Here is a 9,491-nt window from a genome sequence, read left to right as displayed (position 1 = left end):
AAGTATAAAATTTTAAAAAATTGAGTCGAAATTTTTATCTTTCTAAACAAACTCAATATCTATTATATTATTCAATCTACAAAACATAAAAAATAAAATTTTAAATATTTATTAATAATAACTCAAAATATAGTGAAATATTCTATTTTATTCTTGATAAGAATTTCGACTCATGTGTTATAAAATTTTTATAGAAAAAGTAGGAACAATTATTTTTCAAATCCAAGAAATTTATGATTTTCTACATAATTTAGATCTCAAAAAATGGGGGACTATAACTCTTGTTATAATAGGTAAAATGTTATTTTTTACTATTTTTCTAATAATTTTGGAATTTATTTTTAATAGAGGAGTTCGTCTTATAGGTAGAAGAATAGTGAATTCTACTCATTTTGTTTGGGATAATATTTTATATGAAAATAAAGTTTTTGATAGTTTAGCACATTTTTTCCCATTATCAATTGGTTTAATATTAATTAAACCGTTTTTTAAAAACTATCATACAATTATCATTTATATAGAAAAAATATTTGATATATTATTCGTTTTGATTGTTTTACAATTTTTAATTCGGGTTGTAAATTCCATTATGAGAATAGCTACAAGTGAAAATAATCATCAAACAATAGCAGTTCGTTCTTTTTCACAATTACTGAAAATTATATCCATTATATTTTGCATTTTAGTTATTATTGCTATTCTTACTAAAAATGATCTTATTACTATCCTTACAAGTTTAGGAGCTATAACTGCTTTTGTGATATTGGTATTCAGAGATACAATATTAGGATTTGTATCAGGAATTCAAATGGCATCCACAAAAATGATAAAAGTAGGGGATTGGATCAGAATTCCTAAATATAATATAGAAGGAACAGTTATTGAAATAAATTTAACATCTGCGAAAATAGAAAATTTTGATAAAACTATTACTAGCGTCCCTACTTATGATTTAATTTCTACTGCCGTTACTAATTTTGAATTTATGCGTCAAAAAAACATACGTAGAATTAAGAGATCTATATTGTTTAATATACAATCTTTCCATTTTTGTAATTCTGATGAATTAAAAAAATTTCAACATATTTATTTAATAAAAAATTATATACAACAAAAACAAAAAAAAATAGATATTTTCAACAAAAAAAAAAATATTGATATAAGTATAAATATTAATGGAAGAAGATTAACAAATATTGGTCTTTTTCGTCAATATGCATTAGAATATTTATCTCAACATCCAAAAATATCACAATCAGAAACTTTGATGGTAAGACATTTAGAACCTACTCCTTATGGTTTACCTGTAGAATTATATTGTTTCACGAATACTTCTGAATCTATCAAATATGAACAAATACAAGCTAGCGTTTTTGATCATTTATTAACAGCATCCAAAGAATTTGATTTAGAAGTTACACAAGTAACGAAAAAAGAAGTTTTAAAAAAATGGTAAACTTAAGTGTAAATATTAATAAAATAGCTACATTAAGAAATGCAAGATGTGGGAATATTCCTAATGTTTTGCAGGTCGCAATAGATGTTCAAAAATTTGGATGTCAAGGAATAACTATTCATCCACGTCCTGATGAAAGACATATTACATATAAGGATGTTTATGATATAAGTTCTGTTATTACAACAGAATTGAACATAGAGGGAAATCCTACTGAAAAATTTATGAATTTAGTATTAGATGTTAAGCCTTCACAAGTAACTTTAGTTCCTGATTCTGAAGATGTAATAACATCAAATTCTGGATGGAATACTTTCTTGTATCAAGATTTTTTGACAGATAAAATTAAAAAATTAAAAGATTATGGAATTCGTACTTCCATTTTTTTAGATCCAAAACCTGAATTAGTCCCATATGCAGCTAAAACAGGAGCAGATAGGATAGAATTATATACAGGCTATTTTGCTATAGGATATGAAGATAAAAAATGGAATTGTATTGATATATATGTTGATACAGCAAAAATTGCTGTTGATAATCATATGTTAATTAATGCTGGACATGATTTAAATTTGGATAATATTTCTTTTTTAATAAAAAAAATCCCCTATATATCAGAGGTATCAATTGGACATGCTTTAATTAACGAATCTATATATATGGGATTAGAAAATACAATACAAAGTTATTTAAAAAAAATTCATAAAGTATTAAAATGATATTAAATTCTAAAATTTATGGATCTGGTCCTCCTATTTTAGTTTTTCATGGTTTGTTTGGAAATGGAAAAAATTGGATTTCTTTTGCTAAAAAATTTGAAAAAACTTATCAAGTTCATTTATTAGACATTAGGAATCATGGAAATAGTTTTATTTCAGATAAAATGAATTATGATATCATATCAACAGATATATTAAAATATATTTGTTTTTATGAATTAAATCATCCTATATTATTAGGACATTCTATGGGAGGAAGGGCAGTTATGAAATTTTCTATTAAATATCCTATTATTCCACAAAAAGTGATAATTGTGGATATTAGCCCTAAAGCTTACATTGATATTAATCAAAAAAAACTAATCTATATTTTAAAAAAAGTAGATTTCAATATCATTAAAAGCAGAAAAGATCTTGATTTTTTTTTAAAAATCTGGATAGATGATATGAAAGTCAGGTCATTTTTTTCTAAGTGTACTAAAAGACAAAAAAATGGAAAATTATGTTTTTCTTTTTCTTTATTAAATATTGAAAAAAATTATGATTCTTTAATTCATAAAGAAATAAAAAATGGTTTATATCATGGCCCTACACTATTTTTACGAGGAGAATATTCGAATTATCTTCTTCATAAAGACCATTATTCTATACGTAAGTTATTTCCTAAATATAGAATTTGTACTATAAAAAAATCTAATCATTGGATTCATATAGACAATCCTACAGACTTCTACAAGGAAGTAAGTGTTTTTTTAAACGAAACATAATTTATGTATATTATTTTTAAAATAATAATTTTATGATTTTTGATCTTGATATGATTCGAGATTTTTATACAAATTTTTTGTATAGAATTGACAAAATTCGAAATGTTATAAATCATCCTATGACTTATTCGGAAAAAATTTTGTACTCTCATTTATGGAGTAAAATAAAAGAAAGACAAGCATATAATTTTGATATTCAAAAATTTAGAGATTCATGTTACATCAATTTTATTCCAGATCGTATTGTCATGCAAGATGCTACAGCTCAAATGACATTACTTCAATTCATGCAAACTAAAAAATATAAAACGGTTGTCCCAACTTCTGTTCATTGTGATCATCTTATATCTGCTAAAGATGGATCATATTTAGATTTAAAAAATGCTATAGAAAGAAATGAAGAAGTATATAATTTTTTGAGATCTGCATCTCATAAATATGGCATAGATTTTTGGGGGCCTGGATCCGGTATTATACATCAGGTTATTCTAGAGAATTATGCATTTCCTGGAGGTTTTATTATCGGAACAGATTCTCATACTCCTAATGCTGGAGGATTAGGGATGTTAGGAGTAGGAATTGGAGGATCTGAAGCTGCTGAAGTTATGTCAGGATCATTTTTAGAATTGAAATTTCCTAAAATCATTGGAGTAAATTTAATAGGGAAAATTAATGGGTGGACTTCTCCTAAGGATGTGATATTAAAATTGTCTGGTATAATTGGAGTTTCAGGAGCAACAAATCATATTATTGAATATTTTGGAGATGGAATTGAGAGTATTTCTTGTGTTGGAAAAGCTACTATATGTAATATGGGAGCAGAAATAGGTGCTACAGCATCCTTATTTCCTTATGATGATAACATGAAAGATTTTTTGAATAAAAATGGAAGAAATGAGGTATCTATCATGTCTGAAAAAATAAAAGATTTTTTGAAAGCGGATCCAGAAATATATAAAAAACCATATAATTACTATGATAAAGTTATCAAAATAGATTTAAATGTTTTAGAACCACATATTAATGGTCCTTTTACTCCAGAAAAAGCTACTCCTATTTCTAAAATGAAGAAAGAAGCAGCTAAAAATAATTGGCCAACTAAAATTGAGGTAGGATTAATTGGGTCTTGCACAAATTCTTCTTATGAAGATTTATCAAAGGCAATATCAATAATTCAACAAGCAAAAAAGAAAAAATTGAAAATTCATTCAGAATATATGATATCACCAGGCTCAAAAAAAGTTTTTTCTCTTATGTATGAAAAAGGATTTTTATCTAGTTTTAAAGATATTGGAGCTAAAATTTTTTCTAATGCTTGTGGTCCTTGTATTGGACAATGGATTAGAAATGAAAATAAAAAAAACGTAAAAAATACAATCATCCATACCTTTAATCGAAATTTTTCATCTCGTAATGATGGAAATCCAAAAACACATGCTTTTATAGCTTCTCCAGAAATTGTCACTGCCTTAATTTTTTCTGGTGATTTAACATTTGATCCTAGAAAAGATACATTGAAAAATGAAATAGGGGAGGATGTAAAATTTGAAGAACCTAAATCAATGGAAATTCCTACAAAAAATTTTAATATAAAAGAATTAGGATATGAAAATTTTTCAAAAAAAGAAAAAAGAAAAAATTTATCTGTGATCATAAAAAAAAATTCTAGTAGGTTACAGCCTTTATCCCCTTTTTTAGCATGGGATGGAAATAATTTTTTAAATGTTAGACTTTTAATTAAAATTGAAGGAAAATGTACAACGGATCATATTTCAATGGCTGGGCCCTGGTTAAAATATAGAGGACATCTTGAAAAAATTTCTGAAAATTTATTAATGGGGGCTATAAATACTTTCAATCATGAAAAAAATAAAATAAAAAATATTATAACAGGAAGTTATAATACAGTTTATAATGTTGCTAAATTTTACAAGTCGAAAAATATTCCCTCCTTGATTGTAGGAGAGGATAATTATGGAGAAGGTTCTTCAAGAGAGCATGCGGCTATGGAACCTCGTTTTTTAGGAGTTCGTATAGTTATGGTTAAATCTTTTTCCAGAATACATGAAACTAATCTGAAAAAACAAGGAGTTTTAGCTTTAACTTTTTTAAATCCTGATGACTATTACAAAATTCAAGAAGAAGATATATTGCATTTTTATATAAAAAATATATGTCCTAATAAAAATGTTAAAATAGAATTAATTCATAAAAATGGATATAAAGAAGAAATAATAGTTCATCATTCTTATAATGAAAACCAAATTCAATGGTTTAAATTTGGTTCATCTTTAAATTTTATTAAAAACCAATAAAATATATACAACATGAAAATTATAAGAATTTTTTTTATAAAAATTATCAGATTATACCAAATAGGGATATCTCCATGTATAGGAAATAATTGTAGATATATACCTACTTGTTCAAATTATATGATTTTATCATTAAAAAAATTCCATTTTTTTAAAGCTATTCTTATAAGTGCAAAAAGATTTGTAAAATGTAATCCTTGGGGGGCATCGGGTTATGATCCTATTAATTAAGTAAATTTTATAATCATGAAAACATTAGAATATATTAATTGGGATCCAATTCACAAATTTAATTTGTGGAAAGGTTTTTTTATTCATATTTATAGTCTAATGTTTGTTATTTCTTTTTCATTAGGATGGTATATTATGAAATATATTTATCAAAATGATAATATACATAAAAAATATTTGGACCCTTTATTTATATGTACTTTTTTTGGAACTATTATAGGAGCGAGATTTGGTGAGGTTTTATTTTATGATTTTTCATATTTTTCAGATCATTGGATTGAAGCCTTCCTTCCTATAAAAGAAAATAAACATAATTTTTTATTAGGATTTATAAAAGGTTATGAATTTGTTGGTTATAGAGGTTTATCTAGTCATGGTGCAACTATAGGAATTATTTTATCCAATCTATTTTATAGTAAAAAAATCCTAAAGAAAAAATCTTTTATTTGGTTATGTGATAGATTATGTATTCCCGTATCTATATCTGCTGTTTTCATCAGAATAGGAAATTTTTATAATTCTGAAATTATAGGAAAACCATGTAATGAAAAATTGCCATGGGCAGTAAAATTTATTCAAATGGATACAGAATATGGAGAAATAATTCCCAGACATCCTACACAAATCTATGAATCTATCGGTTATCTATTCACTTTTTTATTACTTTGCTATTTTTATAGAATCGGAAAAAAAAATTGTAATGGATTTTTATCCGGTATCTTTTTTATTTTACTTTGGTCTATTCGTTTTTTACTAGAATTTATGAAAGAACCACAAGGAGAAGAATTGATTCACTTTTTATATATAAATACAGGACAATGGCTTAGCATTCCTTTTATTATGTTTGGATTTTTTCTTCTTAATTGGTCAAAAATTAAAAAATGTTTTTTTTCATTATGAAAAAAAATAATATTTTTTTTTATTTATTGATTTTATGTTTATTTATAGAATCTTCTGAAAGAATTGATTTTCCCTCTGATATATTGTTAGATATTGGAAACATACTTGAAATAGAATTTCTTAAAGATGGAGAACTGTATTTGAAAAATAATAATTATATCATAAAAAAAATAGATGTAGAATTAGCACATAGAGATACAGAAAAAAGAAACGGATTAAAATATAGATCTTTTCTTAAAGAAGATAGAGGAATGTTATTCTTATTGAAAAGCCAAGAAGAATATAAACAAATAAACATGAAAGATTTACGAATTCCTTTAGATATTGTATATATTAATCAATTTGATACTGTTGTTTTTGTTGATGAATACGTAAGTCCTATGAAGGATATAGAAATAAGAAATTTTACTTCTCCCATAAATATAAAATATATTTTGGAAATTAATGCTGGGATGTCGAACAAATGGGGAATAAAAAAAGGAGTTACAAAAATTATTTGGAATAGTTAATTGTGAAAAAAATATCTTTATCTTGTGAAAGATACAAAATTATAAATATTAATATTATGGTTTTTATATCTGAAAAAGCTAAAAATAAACTAATTTCTCTTATGAAAAAAGAAGGCCTATCTAAGGATATTTCTTTCGTAAGATTTGGAGTCAAAACTGGAGGATGTTCAGGTATGTCTTATGAATTAACTTTTGATCAAAAAAAACAAGAAGGAGATAAATTTTTTAAAGACCAAGAAATGAAAATATTGGTAGATAAAAATAGTATTCCTTATTTAGAAGGAATAACTTTAGAATATTCAGATGGATTGGATGGGAAAGGTTTTTATTTTAAAAATCCTAATGCTAAACATACTTGTGGTTGTGGAAAAAGTTTTTCATCATAATGAAAAAAAATAATAAAATACTAGAAAATTTGTCTAAATCTGAATACAAATATGGATTTTATACTCCAATAGAATCATATAAAATTCCAGTAGGTTTAAATGAGGACGTTATTCGAAAAATAACAGAAAAAAAAAAGGAACCTACATGGATGTTGGATTGGAGATTGGAATCTTTTTATATATGGAAAAAAATGGATTCCCCAAAATGGGCAAATATAAAATACAAGGTTCCAGATTTTCAAAATATATGTTATTATTCTGCTATCAAAAAAAAAATAAATTTAAATAATTTGGAAGAAGTGGATCCGGAATTAATAGATACGTTTAAAAAATTAGGAATTCCTATAGAAGAACAAAAAACTCTTTCAGGTGTAGCAACTGATATCGTACTAGATTCCGTTTCTTTAGCCACTACATTTAAAAATAAATTAAAAGATCAAGGCATTATATTTTGTTCTATGAACGATGCTTTGAAAAAATATCCAAATATTGTAAAAAAATATTTAGGGTCAGTTGTTCCAAAACAAGATAATTTTTATGCAGCTCTCAATTCAGCTGTATTTTCAGATGGTTCTTTCTGTTATATCCCAAAAGGAGTTCGTTGTCCTATGGAATTATCTACATATTTCCGCATTAATGAAAATAAAACAGGTCAGTTTGAAAGGACCTTAATTATTGCAGATAAAGATTCCTATGTTAGTTATTTGGAAGGATGCACTGCTCCACAAAGAAAGGAAAATCAATTACATGCTGCTGTAGTAGAAATTATAGCCTTAGAAAATGCTGAAATTAAATATTCAACTGTTCAAAATTGGTTTCCTGGAAATAAAAAAGGGGAAGGAGGGGTTTTTAATTTTGTCACAAAACGTGGTTTGTGTGAAAAAGGAGCTAAAATATCTTGGATACAAGTAGAGACAGGTTCTTCAATTACTTGGAAATATCCATCTTGTATTCTAAAAGGAGATTTTTCTATGGGACAATTTTATTCTTTGGCTTTAACTAAAGACTTTCAACAAGCAGATACGGGAACTAAAATGATACACATAGGAAAACATACTAAAAGTGTTATTATTTCAAAAGGAATATCCGCTGGAAAAGCTCAAAACAATTATAGAGGATTGGTTAAAATTTCTTCTCAAGCAATTCATTCTCGAAATTTTTCACAATGTGATTCTTTATTAATTGGAAATAAATGTGGAGCTCATACTTTTCCATATATTCATGTATATAATTCGACTTCTAAAGTCGAACATGAAGCCACAACTTCAAAAATTGGAGAAGATCAAATTTTCTATTGTAAACAAAGAGGAATAGATACAGAAAAAGCTATTTCTTTAATAGTACATGGTTTTAGTAATGAGGTTTTAAAAAAACTTCCTATGGAATTTGCAGTAGAAGCTCAAAAACTTTTGGAAATTTCTTTGGAAGGATCTGTCGGATAATAATAAAAATTATGTTAAATATAGAAAATCTACATGCTTCTATAGAAAATCAAAAGGTTCTTAGAGGAGTGAGTTTAAAAATCAATACAGGAGAGAGTCATGTTATTATGGGACCTAATGGTTCTGGAAAAAGTACTCTTGCTTCTATAATTGCAGGAAATAAAAAATATAAAATAACTAAAGGGAATATTTATTTTTTGAATAAAAATTTAAAAAATTTTTCCCCAGAAGAACGGGCTCACTTAGGAATTTTTCTTTCTTTTCAACATCCAATAGAAATACCAGGAGTCTCAATCGTTAATTTTATTAAAACCGCATTAAATTCTATTCGTGAGGGACGGAATATAAAAAAAATGTCTTCTAAAAATATTTTATTAAAGATCAAAGAAAAATCTTCTTTATTAAATATTGAAAAAAACTTCTTCTATCGTTCTTTAAATGAAGGGTTTTCGGGAGGAGAAAAAAAACGTAACGAAATATTTCAAATGATGATGTTAGATCCTTTATTATCTATTTTAGATGAAGTTGATTCCGGTTTAGATATAGATGCTTTACGTATAGTTGCTCAAGGAATTAACGCTTTTAGAAATGATAAAAATTCTGTTTTAATTATTACTCATTATAAAAGATTGTTAAATTACATTTTTTCAGATTATATCATTCATATTCTATATAATGGAAAAATTATACAGTCAGGAAATCAAAAATTAGCTGAAAAATTAGAACAAGAAGGATATGATTGGATAGTGAAAAATAAAGTATAAAA

Annotated in this window: 10 protein-coding genes; all 10 read left to right on the top strand. The window is 25.6% G+C overall.

Features of this window, described 5'->3' with window-relative positions; all coding sequences use genetic code 11:
• Positions 1-172: 172 nt before the first annotated feature.
• Genes H0H62_RS03065 through sufC form a run of 10 tightly spaced genes read left to right on the top strand, consistent with a single transcriptional unit; the run spans position 173 to position 9,489 of the window.
• Entirely contained in the window at positions 173-1,456 is a 1,284-nt protein-coding gene (locus H0H62_RS03065; protein ID WP_185860720.1) for a mechanosensitive ion channel family protein, read from the top strand.
• Positions 1,450-2,175, top strand: coding sequence for a pyridoxine 5'-phosphate synthase (locus tag H0H62_RS03060; RefSeq protein ID WP_185860719.1), 726 nt, complete (start codon positions 1,450-1,452; stop codon positions 2,173-2,175). The genes H0H62_RS03065 and H0H62_RS03060 overlap by 7 nt, the downstream gene beginning before the upstream one ends.
• The gene (locus tag H0H62_RS03055; protein ID WP_185860718.1) at positions 2,172-2,942 is read left to right on the top strand and encodes an alpha/beta fold hydrolase; all 771 of its coding nucleotides are present in this window, start codon (positions 2,172-2,174) and stop codon (positions 2,940-2,942) included. Before H0H62_RS03060 ends, H0H62_RS03055 begins: the two co-directional genes overlap by 4 nt.
• A 32-nt stretch (positions 2,943-2,974) precedes the next feature.
• Positions 2,975-5,257 (top strand): aconitate hydratase, encoded by a 2,283-nt coding sequence (locus H0H62_RS03050; protein ID WP_185860717.1) that lies wholly within the window; start codon positions 2,975-2,977, stop codon positions 5,255-5,257.
• A 12-nt stretch (positions 5,258-5,269) separates the two neighbouring features.
• Complete coding sequence (gene yidD, locus H0H62_RS03045; RefSeq protein WP_185860716.1) at positions 5,270-5,488, top strand: membrane protein insertion efficiency factor YidD; 219 nt, start codon at positions 5,270-5,272, stop codon at positions 5,486-5,488.
• 15 nt (positions 5,489-5,503) lie between these two features.
• Positions 5,504-6,388, top strand: coding sequence for a prolipoprotein diacylglyceryl transferase (gene lgt / locus H0H62_RS03040; RefSeq protein WP_185860715.1), 885 nt, complete (start codon positions 5,504-5,506; stop codon positions 6,386-6,388).
• Positions 6,385-6,897, top strand: coding sequence for a DUF192 domain-containing protein (locus H0H62_RS03035; protein ID WP_185860714.1), 513 nt, complete (start codon positions 6,385-6,387; stop codon positions 6,895-6,897). The genes lgt and H0H62_RS03035 overlap by 4 nt, the downstream gene beginning before the upstream one ends.
• 56 nt (positions 6,898-6,953) lie before the next feature.
• Positions 6,954-7,283 (top strand): HesB/IscA family protein, encoded by a 330-nt coding sequence (locus H0H62_RS03030; protein ID WP_185861018.1) that lies wholly within the window; start codon positions 6,954-6,956, stop codon positions 7,281-7,283.
• Positions 7,283-8,725: a Fe-S cluster assembly protein SufB gene (gene sufB / locus H0H62_RS03025; protein ID WP_185860713.1), complete on the top strand. Its 1,443-nt coding sequence runs from the start codon at positions 7,283-7,285 to the stop codon at positions 8,723-8,725. The genes H0H62_RS03030 and sufB overlap by 1 nt, the downstream gene beginning before the upstream one ends.
• Positions 8,726-8,736: 11 nt before the next feature.
• Positions 8,737-9,489 (top strand): Fe-S cluster assembly ATPase SufC, encoded by a 753-nt coding sequence (gene sufC, locus H0H62_RS03020; RefSeq protein ID WP_185860712.1) that lies wholly within the window; start codon positions 8,737-8,739, stop codon positions 9,487-9,489.
• Positions 9,490-9,491: the final 2 nt, after the last annotated feature.

It is taken from the genome of Blattabacterium cuenoti, assembly GCF_014251695.1.
Classification (GTDB): domain Bacteria; phylum Bacteroidota; class Bacteroidia; order Flavobacteriales; family Blattabacteriaceae; genus Blattabacterium; species Blattabacterium cuenoti_T.
Note: the sequence above shows the minus strand (reverse complement) of the source record. Positions and strands in the feature narration are given on the sequence as shown.

Coding starts and splice junctions, on each gene's coding strand:
- yidD (WP_185860716.1), top strand. CDS start 5,270: ATGAAAATTATAAGAATTTTTTTTATAAAAATTATCAGATTATACCAA.
- lgt (WP_185860715.1), top strand. CDS start 5,504: ATGAAAACATTAGAATATATTAATTGGGATCCAATTCACAAATTTAAT.
- H0H62_RS03050 (WP_185860717.1), top strand. CDS start 2,975: ATGATTTTTGATCTTGATATGATTCGAGATTTTTATACAAATTTTTTG.
- H0H62_RS03065 (WP_185860720.1), top strand. CDS start 173: ATGTGTTATAAAATTTTTATAGAAAAAGTAGGAACAATTATTTTTCAA.
- H0H62_RS03060 (WP_185860719.1), top strand. CDS start 1,450: ATGGTAAACTTAAGTGTAAATATTAATAAAATAGCTACATTAAGAAAT.
- H0H62_RS03030 (WP_185861018.1), top strand. CDS start 6,954: ATGGTTTTTATATCTGAAAAAGCTAAAAATAAACTAATTTCTCTTATG.
- H0H62_RS03055 (WP_185860718.1), top strand. CDS start 2,172: ATGATATTAAATTCTAAAATTTATGGATCTGGTCCTCCTATTTTAGTT.
- sufB (WP_185860713.1), top strand. CDS start 7,283: ATGAAAAAAAATAATAAAATACTAGAAAATTTGTCTAAATCTGAATAC.
- H0H62_RS03035 (WP_185860714.1), top strand. CDS start 6,385: ATGAAAAAAAATAATATTTTTTTTTATTTATTGATTTTATGTTTATTT.
- sufC (WP_185860712.1), top strand. CDS start 8,737: ATGTTAAATATAGAAAATCTACATGCTTCTATAGAAAATCAAAAGGTT.